Annotated in this window: 16 protein-coding genes; 12 read left to right on the top strand and 4 right to left on the bottom strand. The window is 68.0% G+C overall.

Going from position 1 to position 16,442, the window contains the following annotated elements:
• The first annotated feature begins 168 nt into the window (after positions 1 to 168).
• Together AUL28_RS18060 and AUL28_RS18055 are read left to right on the top strand one after the other, a co-directional pair.
• Positions 169 to 582: a RidA family protein gene (locus AUL28_RS18060; protein WP_062235332.1), complete on the top strand. Its 414-nt coding sequence runs from the start codon at positions 169 to 171 to the stop codon at positions 580 to 582.
• 175 nt (positions 583 to 757) lie between these two features.
• Entirely contained in the window at positions 758 to 919 is a 162-nt protein-coding gene (locus AUL28_RS18055; RefSeq protein WP_192843493.1) for a hypothetical protein, read from the top strand.
• A 12-nt stretch (positions 920 to 931) separates the two neighbouring features.
• On the opposite strand, the gene AUL28_RS18050 is transcribed toward AUL28_RS18055, so the two are convergent.
• Genes AUL28_RS18050 through AUL28_RS18040 form a run of 3 tightly spaced genes read right to left on the bottom strand, consistent with a single transcriptional unit; the run spans position 932 to position 4,452 of the window.
• Positions 932 to 2,176: a dihydrolipoamide acetyltransferase family protein gene (locus tag AUL28_RS18050; RefSeq protein ID WP_062235326.1), complete on the bottom strand. Its 1,245-nt coding sequence runs from the start codon at positions 2,174 to 2,176 to the stop codon at positions 932 to 934.
• Position 2,177: 1 nt separating this feature from the next.
• Positions 2,178 to 3,191, bottom strand: coding sequence for an alpha-ketoacid dehydrogenase subunit beta (locus tag AUL28_RS18045; protein ID WP_062235323.1), 1,014 nt, complete (start codon positions 3,189 to 3,191; stop codon positions 2,178 to 2,180).
• A 1-nt stretch (position 3,192) separates the two neighbouring features.
• Positions 3,193 to 4,452: a thiamine pyrophosphate-dependent enzyme gene (locus tag AUL28_RS18040; protein ID WP_062235320.1), complete on the bottom strand. Its 1,260-nt coding sequence runs from the start codon at positions 4,450 to 4,452 to the stop codon at positions 3,193 to 3,195.
• Positions 4,453 to 4,705: 253 nt separating this feature from the next.
• On the opposite strand from AUL28_RS18040, the gene AUL28_RS18035 reads away from it, so the two are divergent.
• Positions 4,706 to 5,191, top strand: a complete 486-nt coding sequence (locus AUL28_RS18035) for an Lrp/AsnC family transcriptional regulator (protein ID WP_062235318.1) — start codon at positions 4,706 to 4,708, stop codon at positions 5,189 to 5,191.
• 35 nt (positions 5,192 to 5,226) lie between these two features.
• On the opposite strand, the gene AUL28_RS18030 is transcribed toward AUL28_RS18035, so the two are convergent.
• Positions 5,227 to 6,717 carry an aldehyde dehydrogenase family protein gene (locus AUL28_RS18030; RefSeq protein ID WP_062235549.1) on the bottom strand — a complete coding sequence of 497 codons (1,491 nt, stop codon included), beginning with the start codon at positions 6,715 to 6,717 and terminating at the stop codon, positions 5,227 to 5,229.
• Between the two features lie 163 nt (positions 6,718 to 6,880).
• On the opposite strand from AUL28_RS18030, the gene AUL28_RS18025 reads away from it, so the two are divergent.
• From AUL28_RS18025 to AUL28_RS17985, 9 genes are all read left to right on the top strand, one after another.
• Positions 6,881 to 7,774 (top strand): LysR family transcriptional regulator, encoded by an 894-nt coding sequence (locus tag AUL28_RS18025; protein WP_058601749.1) that lies wholly within the window; start codon positions 6,881 to 6,883, stop codon positions 7,772 to 7,774.
• Between the two features lie 122 nt (positions 7,775 to 7,896).
• Positions 7,897 to 8,643 (top strand): glucose 1-dehydrogenase, encoded by a 747-nt coding sequence (locus AUL28_RS18020; RefSeq protein WP_062235315.1) that lies wholly within the window; start codon positions 7,897 to 7,899, stop codon positions 8,641 to 8,643.
• A 10-nt stretch (positions 8,644 to 8,653) separates the two neighbouring features.
• Positions 8,654 to 9,757, top strand: a complete 1,104-nt coding sequence (locus AUL28_RS18015; protein ID WP_062235311.1) for an isocitrate/isopropylmalate dehydrogenase family protein — start codon at positions 8,654 to 8,656, stop codon at positions 9,755 to 9,757.
• 107 nt (positions 9,758 to 9,864) lie between these two features.
• Complete coding sequence (locus AUL28_RS18010) at positions 9,865 to 10,773, top strand: LysR family transcriptional regulator (RefSeq protein WP_058601752.1); 909 nt, start codon at positions 9,865 to 9,867, stop codon at positions 10,771 to 10,773.
• A gap of 327 nt (positions 10,774 to 11,100) precedes the next feature.
• Complete coding sequence (locus tag AUL28_RS18005; protein ID WP_062235308.1) at positions 11,101 to 12,618, top strand: ABC transporter substrate-binding protein; 1,518 nt, start codon at positions 11,101 to 11,103, stop codon at positions 12,616 to 12,618.
• A gap of 53 nt (positions 12,619 to 12,671) precedes the next feature.
• The gene (locus tag AUL28_RS18000) at positions 12,672 to 13,625 is read left to right on the top strand and encodes an ABC transporter permease (protein ID WP_062220888.1); all 954 of its coding nucleotides are present in this window, start codon (positions 12,672 to 12,674) and stop codon (positions 13,623 to 13,625) included.
• A complete protein-coding gene (locus AUL28_RS17995; protein WP_062235305.1) occupies positions 13,622 to 14,482 on the top strand; it encodes an ABC transporter permease in 861 nt (286 codons plus the stop codon). The genes AUL28_RS18000 and AUL28_RS17995 overlap by 4 nt, the downstream gene beginning before the upstream one ends.
• Positions 14,479 to 15,459 (top strand): ABC transporter ATP-binding protein, encoded by a 981-nt coding sequence (locus tag AUL28_RS17990; protein WP_062235302.1) that lies wholly within the window; start codon positions 14,479 to 14,481, stop codon positions 15,457 to 15,459. Before AUL28_RS17995 ends, AUL28_RS17990 begins: the two co-directional genes overlap by 4 nt.
• A partial coding sequence (locus AUL28_RS17985) for an ABC transporter ATP-binding protein (RefSeq protein ID WP_244493564.1) occupies positions 15,456 to 16,442 on the top strand: 987 nt, incomplete at its 3' end. The genes AUL28_RS17990 and AUL28_RS17985, both read left to right, overlap by 4 nt.

The following is a 16,442-nucleotide window of genomic DNA, read 5'->3' as shown; positions in this document are numbered from 1 at the left end:
CAAATCGACCTCGCCTTTCATACGAGGCGTATGCCGTTGACATACGCGGCGTATGCGATAGTTTCACATACGCTACGTATATCATTGCGCGAGCCATTCGCGAAGCCTCGTCGTCCATCGGGTTCGTGGTCGGTGCGCCAGGCAGCACGTCCGAACAAGGATTTCCCCATGACGAAACGCGACGCCGTGTTTCCCGCCGACCGTCACGCGCTCTACGAGGCTCACGGCTATTCAGCCGCCATCCGCTCCGGCGATCTTCTGTTCGTGTCCGGGCAGGTGGGAAGCCGTTCGGACGGCACGCCCGAGCCCGACTTCGGCCAGCAGGTTCGCCAAGCCTTTCTCAATCTTCGGCAAACGCTGGATGCCGCAGGCTGCACATTCGACGATATCGTCGATGTGACGACGTTCCATACCGATCCGGAAAAGCAGTTCCCGACGATCATGGACGTGAAAAGCGAAGCGTTCTCGCAAGCACCCTATCCGAACTGGACCGCGATCGGCGTCAACTGGCTCGCTGGGTTCGATTTCGAAATCAAGGTCATCGCCCGCATCCCGGCCGCAGCCAGCCTCCTTTCGAACTGAGACGCGTAAATTCGGCTCGGTCGGCGCGGTCGCGCTGACGCCCCCGGTCATGTCGCCGAGCGCACTTCCGCCGGCGGCATCATCAACAGGCGTCCGGCTGGAGCGCCGCCGGGGATCAGGTGGCCGCGTCCATCCGGGCATGAGCATGGGGGCGGCGCGCGCCGAGGCGTTCAGGATGCTGGATTCCGCGCGCATTCGCGATGCACGCGGCCTGTCTGCCAGCCCTTGGCTTCCGATCGCCGACGAGCCGACCACGGCGCTCGACGTGACGATTCGGGCGCAGACCCCGAACGCAGCCGCATCGCGCGGCTCGCCGGCATCGGGTCGCCCGTCCTGACCCGACAGACCCTCACATCTCCACGAAGATCAGGGCGGGCGTTTCCAAAAGCGTCTTGAGGCGCTTCACGAACAGGGCGGCGTCCCAGCCGTCGACGACGCGGTGATCGAAGCTCGAGGAGAGGTTCATCATCTTGCGCGGCACGAAGCCCGCGCCGTCCCACCGGGGGCGGATCTCCATGCGGTTGACGCCGAGGATCGCGACCTCCGGGTGGTTGATGATCGGCGTCGTGGCGATCGCGCCCAAGGGGCCGAGCGAGGAAATGGTGATGGTGGAGCCGGTCAGCTCGTCGCGGCTCGCCGTGCCTGTTCGCGCGGCCTCGGCGACCCGCGCCAGTTCACCGGCCGCGTCCCAGATCGAACGCCGCTCGCAATGGCGGATCACGGGCACCATGAGCCCGCCTTCGGTCTGCGTGGCGATGCCGATATGAACGGCAGTAAAGGCCCGGATCAGTTCGGCCTCGTCGTCGAAATGGGCGTTCAGAGCCGGCTGATCCTTGATGGCGCGCACGAGCGCCAGCATGAGAAAGGGCAGCACGGTGAGCTTTGGGCGCTCGGCTGCGCGCCCGGCGTTCATTTGCTCGCGCAGTGCTTCCAGCGCGGTCACGTCCACCTCCTCCACGATGGTGATGTGGGGAATGCGCCTGCTGGCGTTCGCCATGCGCTCGGCGATCCTGCGCCGCAGCCCGGTGAGCTTGGTCTCGCGCACGCTGTCCGTTGCCGGGTCGTCCTTGGAGGGCGCGGGGGCGGAGGCGAAAGCGTCGAGATCCTCATGGGTGATCCGGCCGTCCGGCCCGGTGCCGGGAACGCGGCGCAGGTCGATGCCGGCCGACATCGCCCGCGCGCGCACGGCCGGGGCTGCGAGCGGCTTCTGCTCGCCAGCGGCAGGGGGGCGGACGTCAGGCGAAGGTGGGCGCGCCTCGGGCTCGGCCGAGGCAAGAGGGGCGGCCGGGGCCAGCGAGGTCTCCGCCGTCTCCCGCCCTTCGGACTCGCAGTGCGCCGGGGGCGGTGCGGCTTCCTCGGTCTCGATTCCGATGAGATCGCCGCCGATCGCCAGAGGCTGGCCGATTTCCCCGCCGAGCCAGCGAACCGTGCCCTCCACCGTCGAAGGAATCTCGACCGTCGCCTTGTCGGTCATCACGGAGGCGAGGATCTGGTCCTCGCGCACGGTGTCGCCGACAGCCACATGCCATTCCACGAGTTCGGCTTCGGCGATCCCCTCGCCCACATCGGGCAGCTTCATCGTGACCACGGTCATTTCAACCCTCCAGAACCGAACGGATCGCGGCGCCCACCCGGCTGGGGCCGGGGAAGTAGTCCCACTCGCCGGCATGGGGATAGGGCGTGTCCCATCCTGCGACGCGCTCGATGGGCGCTTCCAGATGGTAGAAGCACTCGCGCTGGACGATAGCGGCCAGCTCCGCGCCGAAGCCGCAGGTCAGCGTTGCCTCGTGAACGATGAGGCAGCGGCCGGTCTTGCGCACGGAAGCGACAATGGTGGGCTTGTCGAGCGGCATCAGCGTGCGCAGGTCGATGACTTCGGCATCGACACCCTGCTCGGCGACGGCGGCCAGCGCGACATGAACCATCGTGCCATAGGCGAGAATGGTGAGCGCCGAGCCCTCGCGGCGAATGGCGGCCTGCCCGAGCGGCACGGTATAGGCCTCATCAGGCACCTCCCCCATCTCGTGCGTCTTCCAGGGCACCACCGGCCGGTCGTGATGGCCGTCGAAGGGGCCGTTATAGAGGCGCTTGGGCTCCAGAACGATCACCGGATCGGGATCGGCGATGGCCGCCAGCAGCAGGCCCTTGGCATCTGCGGGGTTGGAGGGGATCACGGTCTTGAGCCCGGCGACATGGGTGAACAGCGCCTCGGGGCTCTGGCTGTGGGTCTGCGCGCCGTAGATGCCTCCGCCCGTCGGCATTCGGATCACCAGCGGGCAAGTGAACTCGCCCGCCGAGCGATAGCGCAGGCGCGCGGCCTCCGAGACGATCTGGTCGTAGGCGGGATACATGTAATCGGCGAACTGGATTTCGACGCAGGGGCGCAGGCCATAGACCGCCATGCCGATGGCCGTGCCGACGATGCCGAGCTCGCTGATCGGCGCGTCGAAGCAGCGGGTGGGGCCGAACCGCTTCTGAAGGCCCGCCGTGCAGCGGAAGACGCCGCCGAAGAAACCGACATCCTGCCCCATCACCACGACGCGCTCGTCCGCTTCCATGGCGAGTTCGTGGGCGTTCTGGATCGCCTCGATCATGGTCATCCGGGCCATCTCAGTAGCCCGCCTGCTGGCGCTGCTCGATCAGATGCGGGGGCATCTCGGCATAGACATCCTCGAACATCTCCCTCGGCGAGGGATGGCGGCCGTTCTGCAACGTGCCGATGGCTTCCGCCGCCTTTTGCGCCTCGCCGACCGCCTGCGCGATCTCGGCCTCCGCCTGCACGTGGCGCTCGTCGGACCATTCGCCGATGGCTGTGAGATGGCCCTTCAGCCGCAGGATCGGGTCGCCCAGCGGCCAGTTCTCGCTTTCCTGCTTCGGGCGGTAGCCGGACGGATCGTCCGAGGTGGAATGGCCGCCCGCGCGATAGGTGACGTATTCCACCAGGGTCGGCCCGAGATTGCGCCGGGCGCGCTCGGCGGCCCAGCAACCGGCCGCGTGAACCGCGAGATAGTCGTTGCCGTCCACCCGCAGCGCCGGGATGCCGAACCCATGGCCGCGCGCGGCGAACGTGCCGGCCCCGCCGCGCGCGATGCCCTGAAAGGTGGAGATCGCCCACTGATTGTTGACGATGTTGAGAACGACAGGGGCCTTGTAGGTGGAGGCGAAAACGAGCGCCGCGTGGAAATCGCTCTCGGCGGTGGCGCCGTCGCCGATCCAGGCGGCCGCGATCCGGGTGTCGCGCATGATCGCGGAGGCCATGGCCCAGCCGACCGCCTGCACATATTGCGTGGCGAGATTGCCCGAGATCGAGAAGAAGCCGTGCGCCTTGGACGAGTAGAAGACCGGCAGCTGGCGACCGCGCGCCGCATCGCCGTCGTTGGAATAGACCTGGCACATCATCTTCAGGAGCGGATAGCCGGCGGCGATCAGGAGGCCCGCCTGCCGATAGGTCGGGAAGTTCATGTCGCCGGGGGCGAGCACCCGCTGAAAGGCGCAGCTGACGGCTTCCTCGCCGAGATTCTGCACGTAGAACGAGGTCTTGCCCTGGCGCTGCGCCAGGATCATGCGCGCGTCATAGGCGCGAAGCGTCATCATGTGACGAAGCCCCTCGCGCAGCTCGTCGGGCGTCAGTGATCCCGCCCAAGGCCCCACCGCCGCCCCGTGCCGATCCAGCACCCGGATGATGCCGAAGGCGAGGTCGCGCATGGCCTCCGGCTCTTCGTCGATCCCGGGCCGGCGGATGGCTCCGGCGCGCGGGATCGCGACATGCGAGAAGTCGGGCGGCCCGCCCGGCCGCGCGTCGGGTTCGGGAATCGTCAGCGAAAGCGCCCTGCGCTCGCGCGCACCGCTGGTTGGAGTGCCGTCCGTCATCTCTCATCCTCCCGTTTGCGCTGAAACCTGCCCGGTGCGCCCTCTCAGGGGACAAGCGGAAGGCGATTAGGGCGCGCGCGGAGAACGGACGGATCGAACGAAACGAGCTGCATGATGGACCTCCCAGACCAGGCATCAGCCTAGGGGAAATCAGGCCAAATCATCTCTCGCATTTCGGCCTGCCTTGCCCGCCGCTCGAAAGGATGATTGGCTCTGGACGTCTCTTGCGAAATTTCCTTTCGGGGCACCGCGCATGGCCAAGCCGATCGACGCCATCGACCGGAAGATCCTGAAAGCGCTTCTGGGCGACGGGCGGCTCACCAACCAGCAATTGTCGGAGGCGGTGAACCTGTCGCCCGCGCCCTGCTGGCAGCGCGTCAAGCGCCTGGAGCGGGACGGCTATATCCAGGGCTATATGGCCCTTCTCGATCAGGAGCTTCTGGGTGCGAGCGAGATCGTGCTTCTGGAGGTGACGCTCGACCGGCACGACGACGATGCGGTGGAGAATTTCGGCCGCGCCATGGCCGCCATGCCGGAGGTGCTGGAGGTCTATCTCACCACGGGCGAATACGACTATTTCCTCAAGGTCGCGGTGAACGGCACGGCGGGCTACGAGGAATTTCTGCGCAAGCGGCTCTTCAAGGTGCGCGGCATCAGGCACTCGCGCACGAGCTTCACGCTGCGCTGCCTGAAAAAGGCCTATTCGGTGCCGCCCGACGCGGAACGCTCGGGCGGCTGAGGGCGCGAGAAGGCCCGAGGGCGAAATAGAAGCGCTTAGTTGGTGTCGATCCAGATGGCCTTGGTGTTGAGATAGCCGTCGATCTGCTCGGCTCCGCCCTCGCGGCCATAGCCGCTGGACTTGTAGCCGCCGAAGGGCACGGCGGGGTCGAGCAGGTGATAGCCGTTGACGAAGACCGAGCCGGCTTGGAGCGCGGAGGCGATGCGGTGCGCCTTGCCGATGTCGCGCGTGAAGACGCCGGCCGCCAATCCATAGGGCGTGTCGTTGGCGCGCGCGATCACGTCACCCACCTCCTCGAAGCGCAGCGCCGAGATCACCGGGCCGAAGATTTCCTCGCGCGCGATCACCATGTCGTCCTCGACATCGGCGAAGATCGTGGGCTCGACGAAATGGCCGGCGGCCAAATCGGCGTCCGTGAGTTGCCGCCCGCCCGTCATCAGCTGCGCGCCGCCCTCCCGTCCCTGCTCGATATAGCCCATGATCTTGTCGAGCTGCCGGCGCGAGACCACAGGGCCGATCTGCGTGTCGGCCTGCATCCCGTCGCCGATGCGCAAGCCCTTGGAGAAGGCGACGAGGCGCTGAACGAACTCGTCATGGATCGGGGCTTCCACGAAAAGGCGCGAGCCGGCGATGCAGATCTGGCCAGAATGGGCGTAGACCGCCATGGCCGCGATCGGCACCGCCTTGTCGAGATCGGCATCGGCGCAGATGATCAGGGGCGACTTGCCGCCCAGCTCCAGCGACACGCGCTTGGGGCCGACCGCCGAGGCGCGCACGATGGCCTGCCCCGTCAGCGTGGAGCCGGTGAAGACGAGCTTGTTGACGTCCGGGTGCTCGGCCAGCGCCGCGCCGGCGCTCGCCCCAGTGCCGGTCACGATATTGACCACGCCGTCCGGCACGCCGGCTTCCGCCATGATGTCGGCGATCAGGAGCGGGGTCAGCGGCGCGTCTTCGGAGGGCTTGAGGACGATGGTGCAGCCGGTCGCGAGCGCCGGGCCGATCTTCCAGATCGAGGAGGCGGTGGGCGCGTTCCAGGGGATGATCGCGCCGACGACGCCCACCGGTTCGCGCACCGTCATCGAGAACACGTCGCCGGGGATCGAATTGCGGATCGTGTCGCCGGTGATGGCGGTCGCCATGCCGGCGTAATAGCGCAGCATCCCGACGACGCGCAGCCGGTTGGCGCGGGTGCGGCTGATCGGCAGGCCCATGTCCTGCGTATCAGAGGCGCTGATTTCCTCCCAATGTTTCTCGAACAGGTCCGCGATGCGCAGGAGGAGCGCCTGCCGCTCGAAGGGCTTCATCCGGCTCCAAGGCCCGTGGAAGGCCCGGCGCGCGGCCTTCACGGCGCGGTCCACGTCCTCCTTCGTGCCGGAGGGTACGGTGGCGAGCAACCGGCCGTTGGCGGGGTTGCGCGTTTCCAGACGCTCGCCCGACAGGCTCTCGACCCATTGCCCGTCGATGAACATGGGGCGGTGGCCGCCATCGATCGGCTTGCGCAGCGGAATGGTGGCGTCGGCCAGCATCTGGTTCATGGTCGAATTCCTCGTGTCGAATGGGGGTCGGGAGGCGGGCCCGCCCGTTCGCGGCGGGGCGGGCTTGCTCCCTTGTGAGATGGCGGGCGATCCCCTATCGCGGGGGTCGCCCGGTCAGACGGCGCAATCGGCCGGAAGGAGCGAGGGAAGGGCGATGTCGGCGATCAACCTCAAGCTTCTCCAGACCTTTCTGGCCGCCGTCGAAAGCGGCAGCTTCCGGCAGGCCGCCAAGGACAGCAACCGCGCGCCCTCCGCCATCAGCATGCAGATCCGCGATCTCGAAGAGCAGATCGGCATCAGCCTGTTCATCCGCACGCGGCAGCGAACCGAACTGACGCCGGACGGGCGGTTGCTCTACGAGTCCGTTTCGAAATCCATGGGCGACATCCGCGCCAGCATCGATCACGTCGCCGATCTGGTCGCCCGGCGCAAGGGCCGCATCCGCATCGCCTGCGCCCCGACGCTGGCCGCCACGAGGCTCGCCGGCATCCTCGCCACGTTCAAGCTGCGCTATCCCCACAGCCATGTCGAGGTGATCGAGGTGTCGCCGCAGGCGGCGGTCGCGATGATCCAGCGGCAGGAGATCGAGTTCTATATCGGGCCGGAACTGGCCGAACCCGCCGATCTCCAGTTCGAGCCGATCCTGGAAGACCCGCTCCATGCCTGCGTCCCGCGCGAGTTCGACGAGGGGCGCGCCGCGCTCGGCATCGAGGATCTCGCCCGCCATCCGCTGATCCTCCTCAACCGAACCACCGCCGCAAGGGCGCTTCTCGACCGTCTGGCGAAGGCGCAGGACATCGAGCTGTCGCCGCAATACGAGGTCGCGGCGAGCCAGACCGCGCTGTCGCTGGCGAAAGCCGGCCTCGGCATCTGCGTGTTGCCGCGCATCTCGATCGTGGATGCGGCGCCCGCCGTCCGGGTCGTGCCGATCGATCCCTCGCAGGGCCATCGCTGGATCGGCCTCCTCACCGCGCCCGGCAATGTCCCGCACAGCTATTCCGAGCGTCTCAAGGACATTTTCCGCGACGCCCTCGCCGCGTCGAACTGAGCCCAAGCGTCTACGCGCCGCCCCGATCGGTGTCAGGACGAAAAAAGGCGACGGCTGTTCAGTTTATCTGACTGCCCGGCCGGGCGGCGATGGGCGATAGGACGGGGCAGGAGGACGCACCCATGAGACTTTCTGGAAAGACCGCTATCGTCACGGGCGGCGGCTCGGGCTTCGGCGAGGGCATCGTTCGCAAATTCGCCGTCGAGGGCGCGAAGGTCATCCTGATGGATCGGGACATGGCCGCCGCCCGCCGCGTGGCGGACGAGATCGGCGACGCCGTCGTGGCGATCGAGGGCGACGTGTCGCGCCTCCAGAGTTTCGAAGCCGCGCTCGATCTGGCCAAAACGCGCTTCGGCCGCATCGACATTCTCGTGAACAATGCCGGGGTCGGCCAGACGCCGACGCCGCTGGAAGACGTCAGCGAAGAGCTGTTCGACAAGCTGGCGGCGGTCAACATGCGCTCGATCTTCAACGGCGCGCGGGCGCTGGTGCCGCATTTCAAGGAGACCGGGCGCGGCAATATCCTGAACGTCGCCTCCACGGGCGGCATCTCGCCCCGGCCGAACCTCACCTGGTACAACGCCTCCAAGGGCTGGGCGATCGCGGCGACGCGCGGCATGGCCGTGGAACTCGCCCCGTTCGGCATCCGCGTCAACGCCATCAACCCCGTGGCAGGCGACACGCCGCTCCTGTCCACCTTCATCGGCGGCGACAGTGACGAGATCCGCGCGCGCATCGTGGGCACGATCCCGCTCGGCCGCCTCTCGACGCCCGCCGACATGGGCAACGCCGCCGCGTTTCTCTGCTCGGACGAGGCCAGCATGATCACCGGCGTCGATCTTCTGGTCGATGGCGGCAAGTGCATCTGAGGGTGGATCGATGAAAACCTACACCATCGCCGTCGTCCACGGAGACGGGATCGGCCCCGAAGTCTGCCGCGCCGCCATGCGGGTCGTGGAAGCCGCGCTTGGGTCCGCTTCGCCCCTCGCCTTCCGCGAATACGATGCGGGCGCGCAGCACTATTTGGAGACGGGCGAGAGCTTCCCGGAGGCGAGCTTCGAGGGATGCCGCGAGGCGGACGCCATCCTGCACGGGGCCGGCGGGCTTCCGGGTGTCGTGCATCCCGACGGGACGGAAGCGGGCCTCGACTTCACGCTGCGGCTGCGCTTCGAACTCGACCTCTTCGCCAATATCCGGCCGATCCGCCTTTATGACGGTGTGCGCAGCCCGCTGCGCGACGTGAAGGCGGGCGACATCGACTATGTGATCCTGCGCGAGAACAGCGAGGGCCTTTACGCCGCGCGGGGCGGCGGGGCCCTGCTGCGGGGCGAGGTCGCGATCGATCCTCTTGTCCAGACGCGGCACGGCGTCGAGCGCATCGTGCGCAAGGCCTTCGAACTCGCCCGCCAGTCGGACGGCGCGCCGCGCGACGGCGTGCGCCGCGTGACCTGCTGCGACAAGGCCAATGTGCTCAGGAGCTACGCCTTCTTCCGCTCGATCTTCGATCGCGTGGCGAAGGACTATCCCGATATCGAGACCGAGCACGCCCTGATCGACGCGATGGCGATGCATCTCGTCATGAGACCCAGCCACTACAATGTCATCGTGACGGAAAACATGTTCGGCGACATCCTGTCCGATCTGGCGGCCGCCACGGTCGGGGGCATGGGCATGGCCCCTTCGGCGGAAGTCGGCGCGCATAACGGCTTCTTCCAGGCCGCCCACGGTTCCGCACCCGACATCGCCGGCAAGGGCATCGCCAATCCCTACGGCACCGTTCTCTCGGCCGCCTCCATGCTCGACTGGCTCGGCCACGGCCACGGCGACGAGAGGTTGACGGACGGGGCGCGCCGCATCCGGGCCGCCGTAGAGACCTGCATCCGCGACGGGCTGCTCAGCGCCGATATCGGCGGCTCGGCCGGCACGGAGCGGATCACGGCCGCGCTCTGCGAGGCGGTCGCTCAGGTTCCCGCTGGGCGCTGACGCGCGGGGGGCACAGCGGCCGCTCCGACTGCTTGGCTGGAGGCGCGCCGGTGGTGTAGGCGAGGCCGGGACGGCGCGCGTCCTGGCCGGTCGCGATGGAGGGGCCCATGCAGATCCGCTCGCTGATCTATTTCTACGAACTCGTTCGCGCCAAATCCATGCGGCAGGCGGCCCAGCGCCTCAACGTCGCGCCCACAGCGATCAGCCGGCAGGTCGCCAATCTCGAGCATCATTTCGGCACGCCGCTGGTGGATCGGGATTCGCGCGGCATCCGCCTGACGGCGGCGGGCGAACTTCTGGCCGAGCGCTTGTCGCGCACGCTGCGCGATCTCGATCAGGTCGCCGTCTTCATCGACGATCTCAAGGGCCTGCGCCGGGGCGAGGTGAAGATCGTCACCAACGGCGCGCTCACCACGAGCATCCTCACCCCGGCCGTGGCCTCGTTCAGCGCGCTCTATCCGCAGGTCTCCTTCGACATCCGCATTCTGAGCGCCAACGACGCCATCGAGCGGCTGGTTCTGGCGGAAGCCGACATCGCGCTCACCATGTTCACGCCCGCCCATCCCGATGTGGTGGAGCGCCTCAGCGGCGCGGTGGAAAACATGGTGATCGTCGCCCCGCATCATCCGCTGGCGAAGCTCCCGCATGTCTCGCTCGCCGAGCTGGCCCAGTTTCCCCTGGCGATCCCCGACGAGAGCTTCGGCGCGCGCCGGGCGCTGGAGGAAAGCGCCGCGCAGGCGGGCGTCGATCTCAACCGCCTCTTCGTCACCAACTCGATCGAAATCCAGAAGGAACTCGGCCGCCGGGGCGCGGCGGCGCTGATCCTGCCCGCGCTCGCCGTGGCGCGCGAAATGGCGCTGGGCGAATTGTGCGCCATTCCGATCCGGGGCGGCTGGCAGATCCGCGCGCGGTTGGCCCTGTCGGTGACGCGCGACCGCTCCCTTCCCTTTGCCGCAGCCAAGCTCCTCAGCCATCTGGAGCAGCATCTCCACGACCTTCTGGGCAAGGACGGATAGGCCAGCGCTCGGCGGCATCGTGCAAGGCGTCGTCGAAGAAGCGGCGTGCCATCTCCCCGTAACACATCTCTGATCTGACTTGCCGCGCTCGCCGGGACGCCGGTGCGCGAACGCGCTCGGCATCCTGCGAAGGCGCGCTTGGCGCCCCTTTTTCGTCCGACACAGCGCCCGGCGGCGGCGGCGCGTGGGTGCCCTCGCTTGATCGTGTATCGATTTCCGCTACACCCCAAGCCAGAAATAGACATAGCCGAAACAGTCGCGACATTGTTCACTTGCGACCGGGTGCCACGCGGCCAGCGGCCGAAACGATCTTGGAGGGATTCGGTCATGCTCATATCCAGGCGTCATCTCGCTCAGCTTCTGGGCGGAGCCGTGCTCCTGTCGGGGATGGCGATGTCTGGGCTCGCCCCCGCGCAGGCCGCCCCGCGCACCGACCTCGTGCTGGGCATGACCACCGAGCCAGCCGGCCTCGACCCCACGATCGCCGCGCCCGTCACGATCGGTCAGGTCACCTGGCAGAACATCTATCAGGGCCTCGTTCGGATCGACCGCGACGGCAAGGTGCAGCCGCAGCTGGCCGAAAGCTGGACCATCTCGCCCGATGGCCTGACCTATACGTTCAAGCTGCGCTCGGGCGTCACCTTCCACGATGGCGAGGCCTTCGACAGCGCGGCCGCCAAGTTCACGCTGGACCGCGCGCGCGGTGAAAGCTCGGTGAACCCGCAGAAGCCGTTCTTCTCGGTGATCGAGACCGTGGATGCCCCCGATGCGGGCACGCTGACCCTTCGCCTGAAGCGCCCATCCAGCAATCTTCTCTATTGGCTCGGCTGGCCGGCGGCGGTCATGGTGCCGCCCAAGGCCGCCGACACGCTCAAGACCAATCCGGTCGGCACCGGCCCCTTCCGCTTCGAAAGCTGGACCAAGGGCGACCGGGTGGTTCTGAAGAAGAACGCCGATTATTGGGACAAGGCGGGCGCCGCCGGCCTGGAACAGGTCACGTTCCGCTTCATCGGCGACCCGCAGGCGCAGCTCGTCGCGATGCAGTCGGGCGATGTGGACGCCATCCCGCTCTTCGCCGCGCCCGAGCTGTTCACCCAGCTCCAGAAGGACGAGCGCTTCAAGACGGAAGTCGGCCAGACCGAAATGAAGGTCGTGGCGGGCATGAACAGCGCCAAGAAGCCCTTCTCCGACCCGCGCGTGCGCCAGGCCCTGATGATGGCGGTGGATCGCAACATGCTGATCGAGGGTGCTTATTCGGGCTTCGGCACGGCCATCGGCAGCCACTACACGCCCAACGACCCCGGCTACAAGGACCTGACCTCCGTCTATCCCTACGACCCGGCCAAGGCCAAGGCGCTGCTTGCGGAAGCGGGCTATGACGGAACGCTGGCCTTCACCATCAAGGCCCCGCAGATGGCCTATGCCACGCGCTCGGCCGAGATCATGCAGGCCATGTTCGCCGAGATCGGCGTGACCATGACCATTGAGCCGACGGAGTTTCCCGCCCGCTGGGTGGCCGACGTGTTCACGGGCAAGAATTTCGACATGACGATCATCGCCCATGCCGAGCCGATGGACGTCGCGATCTATTCGCGGCCCAACTATTATTTCGGCTACCACAACCCCGTCCTCGACGCCGCGATCACCAAGGCCGAGCAGGCGACCAGCGAAGACGAACGCCTTGCAGCCTATGGCGAGGTGCAGACGATCCTGGCGACCGACGTGCCGGCTCTCTACCTCTTCGTCATGCCCAAACTCGCCGTCTGGAAAGCCGGGCTCGAAGGCTTCTGGACCAACGAGCCGATCCCCTCCAACGATCTGACACAGGTTCGCTGGACCCAGTAAGGGCCCGGCGGACCAGTCCACACCCTCAAGCTTCCTCGCTCCGGCAGGCCCTCATGCTCGGTCTCTTGGCACGGCGCATCGTCGGCCTCGTCTCGACGCTTCTCGTCGTCTCGTTCCTGATCTTTCTGGCGATGAACGTCCTGCCGGGCGACCCGGCGGCGGTCATGCTCGGCACCTCGGCGCAGCCCGACACGCTGGCGGCGCTGCGCAGTCAGATGGGGCTGGACGCGCCGATGCTGGTGCGCTTCGGCCGCTGGATCTCCGGCGCGCTGACGGGCGATTTCGGGGTGTCCTATACCTACGGCGTGCCGGTGGCGGGGCTGGTCGGCGAGCGGCTTCTGGTCACCCTGCCACTGGCCGCGCTCTCGACCTTTCTCGCACTTCTCGTCTCGATCCCGCTCGGCGTCACGGCGGCCGCTCATCAGGGCCGCTGGCGGGACGCGCTGGTCACAGTCTTCACGCAGGGCAGCGTCGCCCTGCCGAATTTCTGGATCGGCCTTCTCCTGATCCTCGTCTTCGCCTCCGGCCTCGGCTGGATGCCGGCGGGCGGCTTTCCCGGCTGGCAGGCGGGTGCCCTCCCCGCGCTTGCGGCCCTTCTTCTGCCCGCCGTCGCTCTGGCCCTGCCGCAAGCGGGCATTCTCACCCGCGTCACCCGCGCGGCGGTTCTGGATGTCCTCAACGAGGATTTCGTGCGCACCGCGCGCGCCAAGGGACTGGACCGGCGCTGGGCGCTCTGGCGCCATGTCGTGCCGAACGCGCTGCTGCCCGTCGTCACCATGCTCGGGCTCCAGTTCACCTATCTCGTCGCCGGCTCGGTGCTGGTGGAAAACGTGTTCGGCCTGCCGGGGCTCGGGCGCTTGGCCTATCAGGCCTTTTCGCAGCGCGATCTGATCGTGATGCAGAGCGTCGTCCTGTTTCTCGCCGGCCTCGTGATCGTGGTGAACTTCCTCGTGGACATGGCCTATCTCGCGCTCGATCCGCGCCTGCGCTCGGGAGCGGCCCGATGAGCGCCGCCGCCCTCGCCAAGATCGCGCCCAAAGCCGCCGCCCGTCGCCTGTCCCCCCGCCTCGTGGCGGGCAGCGCGATCGTCGGTCTCCTGATCGCGATGGCGCTCGTGTCCCTCGTCTGGACGCCGGCCTCCCCCACCCGCATGATGATTGCCCAGAAGCTGAAGGCCCCGCTGGACGTCGGCTTGCTTGGCACCGACCAGTTCGGGCGCGATGTCCTGTCGATCCTGATGGTGGGCGCGCAGAATTCGCTGAGCGTCGCCGCGCTCGCCGTCGCGCTCGGCACGATCGGCGGCACGCTGGTCGGCGTTTCGGCGGCGGCCTGCCGGGGGCGGGTCGAAGACCTCCTCATGCGGGCCTGCGACGTCATCTTCGCCTTTCCGCCCATCGTCTCGGCCATGATGCTGGGCGCGTTGCTCGGGCCCGGGCGGCTGACGGCGATTGCCGCCATTGCCGTCTTCATGGTGCCGGTCTTCGCGCGCGTGACGCGCTCCACCGCGCTGCAGATCTGGTCGCGGGATTATATCCTGGCCGCGCGCGGCGCGGGCAAGGGCACGATCGGCATCACCTTCGCCCATGTCCTCCCCAACATCGCCAGCCAGATCATCGTGCAGGTGACGATCCAGCTCGGCCTGGCCATTCTCACCGAAGCCGGCCTCTCGTTTCTCGGGCTCGGCGCGCCACCGCCGACACCGAGCTGGGGGCGGATGCTGGCTGATGCGCAGGTCCAGATGGTGGCCGCCCCCTGGCTCGCCATCGTTCCGGGCACCACGATCGCGCTGGCCGTGCTCGGCCTGAACCTTCTGGGCGACGGCTTGCGCGACCTTCTCGACCCCAGACGGACTCTCGGCAAATGAATGCGCCCCTGCTTGCCGTCAAATCCCTTGCCATCGACATGGCCCGCCCCGGCCAGACGCCGCTGCGCATCGTCAACGATCTCTCCTTTGAGCTGGAACGCGGCCAGACGCTCGGCATCGTCGGCGAGTCCGGCTCGGGCAAGTCGATGCTCTCGCTCGCCCTGATCGGTCTTCTGCCGGGCAACGCCATCACCACCGGCTCGGTCCGCCTCGACGGGCAGGAGCTTCTGGGCCTCGACGACCGGGCGCTCTGCGCTGTCAGGGGCCGGCGGATCGGCATGATCTTTCAGGAGCCGATGACGGCGCTCAATCCGGGGATGCGGGTGGGTGATCAGATCGCCGAGGGTCTGGTGCGCACGCGCGGCCTGTCGCGCACCGAGGCCCGCCCGCGCGTGCTGGAGCTTTTGGAGCGCGTGCGCATTCCCGACGCGCGCCGGCGCATCGACGCCTATCCGCACGAAATGTCCGGCGGCCAGCGCCAGCGCATCGGCATCGCCATCGCGCTGGCCCTGGAGCCCTCGATCCTTCTGGCCGACGAGCCCACCACCGCGCTCGATGTCACCGTGCAGGCCGAAATCCTCGATATCGTCGCCGAACTCGTGCGCGAAAGCGGCATGGGGCTGATCCTCGTCAGCCACGATCTCGGCGTCATCGCGCGCGCGACCGAGCGGATGCTGGTGCTCTATGCCGGCACGCGCCTCGAAGACGGCGCGACCGCCGAGCTGCTGCGCCGGCCCGCCAATCCTTACACATCGGGTCTCCTGAAGGCGATGCCCCGGCGCATGGCCCCCGGCGAGCGTCTCTTCACCATTCCGGGCGGTGTTCCGCCGCTCACCGACCTGCCGCCCGGCTGCCGTTTCGCCCCGCGCTGCGAGGCCCGCATCGACGCCTGCGAGGCGGGCGAGCCGCGCTGGCGCAACCTGTCGGAGCGGCACGGCGTGCGCTGCATCCGCGCCGGCGAGGAGGTGGCCCGATGAGCGCTTCGCTTGCCATGAGCACGCCGCTTCTGGCGCTTCGGGACGTCGTGCGCGATTACGGCTCCGGCCTCGCCGGACGCGGCACGGCGCTTCGGGCCGTCGATGGCGTGTCGCTGACCGTGGAAAAGGGCGAGATCGTCGGCATCGTCGGCGAAAGCGGCTGCGGAAAATCGACACTCGCGCGCGTCGTCGCGGCGCTCGACCGGCCGACCTCGGGCCAAGTCCTCCTGAACGGCGAAGACCTCGTGACGATGGACAAGCGCGCGCTGCTGCGCCGGCGCGACCGCTTCCAGATGGTGTTCCAGGACCCCTACGGCTCGCTCGATCCGCGCCGGCGCATCGGCTGGTCGGTGGCCGAGCCGCTGGGCGTCCTCACGCCGCGTCTGTCCAAGGCCGAGACCGAACGGCGCGTGGCCGAGATGCTGGAGGCGGTCGGTCTCAAAGCCACCGACGCCACGCGCTTCCCGCACGAGTTCTCCGGCGGCCAGCGCCAGCGTGTCGCCATCGCGCGCGCGCTCGTCACCCGGCCCGATCTCGTGATCGCCGACGAGGCGGTCTCGGCGCTCGATCTCTCCGTTCAGGCGCAGGTTCTGAACCTCATCCTCGACCTGCGCGAGCGCACCGGCGCCGCCTTCCTGTTCATCACCCACAATCTCTCGGTGGTGGAAGCCATCTGCGACCGGGTGGCGGTCATGTATCGCGGGCGGATCGTGGAAAGCGGCGCGACGGGCGAGGTTTTCGAAGCCCCCCGTCATCCCTATACGCGCCTGCTGCTGGCCGCCGAGCCCGGCCGCGCCGGCATGGCCCCGGATCGCGAAGAAAAGTCTCCTCCGTTTCCGGCCGAGCCGGGCGACTGGAACGGCTGCGCCTTCCGGCCGCGCTGCGTCGAGGCGACGGAGATCTGCCGGCGCGAGGCCCCGGCCCCGGTTGACATCGCCCCGGCCGACATCGCCCCCGCTTCCCGGCCCGTGGACTGGCGGGCC

The sequence above is a fragment of the Aureimonas sp. N4 genome (assembly GCF_001463925.1).
GTDB lineage: Bacteria > Pseudomonadota > Alphaproteobacteria > Rhizobiales > Rhizobiaceae > Aureimonas > Aureimonas ureilytica_A.
This window is presented reverse-complemented; position numbering and strand designations above follow the sequence as displayed.